The 1,443-nt window shown below is 34.1% G+C and carries 2 pseudogenes; one reads left to right on the top strand and one right to left on the bottom strand.

Annotated elements, in window-relative coordinates:
* Positions 1–183 (top strand): annotated as a pseudogene (locus ACFIL8_RS10245) (inositol monophosphatase); the annotation flags it as partial.
* 510 nt (positions 184–693) lie between these two features.
* On the opposite strand, the pseudogene ACFIL8_RS10240 reads toward ACFIL8_RS10245, so the two are convergent.
* Positions 694–1,443, bottom strand: a pseudogene (locus ACFIL8_RS10240) (hypothetical protein); the annotation flags it as partial.

The following is a 1,443-nucleotide window of genomic DNA, read 5'->3' as shown; positions in this document are numbered from 1 at the left end:
TATGTCGCCGCAGAAAAAACCGATGGTTTTTGGGGAGATAACCTGCACATTTTTGATAAAACTACCAGCATACTGATGCTTCGCAAAACCGGTGTTTTTGTCACTGATAAAGAAGGCAGCAGCGATATATTTCGCAAAAAAAATATCATTGCCGGAAATGAACACATTCGCATCAAACTATAAAAAAACTTCAAAAAAGCATTTAATTCTTACAGTTTTTTACAAAACCCTTAGAACCTTAAACAAACACATGAAGAAAGAGTTTTTAATTTTCTTTCAAATAACGATAGGAAATAACTGATTAGATAGTGACAAAAAACATCACCACGAACAAAAAATGTACTTGCTATAAGCCCCCACAAAAGCAATCCCCAATAGCTTACCTTATTGACGTTTCTGTTATTCAAATTCCCCTGCAAACAAACTGAAAAAGGCAATAAACAAAAAAACATCACAACCAAACGCCACAAGAAACAATTATCGCACCTGAGGCAAAAACCTCTCCTACTTCTCTTGAGAGATCACTCTTACACTGCGCGCAAAAACTTGACTCTAGAAGAGCCCACTCTCTCCTTTTTGGTAAGAGCTGCGGCATATACCTCTATTCTCTTTTCACAAAAATACGCAATTATGCCAATTTCCATTAATATATTAATTCATACAATTGTTATCAGCTTCTCCTTCTTTTCAGCATTATTCTAAAGTATGTATCAAATAGGCATGGGATTTATAAAAATGCACATTTTTGTTCTCGAGAATTGCTTCTTGAAATTCGCTCACGAACTGTTCTTGATCTTTTTTGATAGCCTCTTCCAGTGCATTTACCTTTTCATCACCAAAAATGATTTTTAATTTTTCTTTTGAATTTCCTATTTTGACAAGCATTTTCCAAAAGATCCATTGATTATCACATTTCTTACTTGACCACTTCATCCATTCTATGACTCCTAATTTATAGGCTTTTTCATATGTTGGAGTCTCTTTAGCAATACGCAACCCCTTTTTCTTTTCTTTATCTTTCTCTCTACAAACATCAATGTCATTTCTAACCGTGGAGTAACGACAATCCTTATCAAAGGCCATATATCCTTCTTTTACCGTATCAATAAGCTGCTTATAGTAAATAAAAGTTTTTCTTGCCGCTTTATAAGCACTGGAAATATCATACAATAATGCTAGAAGCTCTCTTTTACAAATGCATAGTAATTCAGCATCTCTAGGCAGACTAAGATACCAACAAGACAGTATCTCTTCTAGCGTTTCATATTCTGTATATTTAGGTATATCTTCATAATAAATTTCCAAAGACTTTAACTCTTCATAGTATCCTGAAGCCTTGTCTTGTAGTTGCTGTTCATATTCAGCCGTAATCATATCATCAATCATATATAACCACCAATGAAACAACAGCATTGTAGGCTTATAGCGCTTTTTTTTCGTCAA

Origin of the sequence: Bartonella sp. AP57NXGY (assembly GCF_042195805.1) — a bacterium.
In the GTDB taxonomy this organism is placed as follows: Bacteria; Pseudomonadota; Alphaproteobacteria; order Rhizobiales; family Rhizobiaceae; genus Bartonella.
This window is presented reverse-complemented; position numbering and strand designations above follow the sequence as displayed.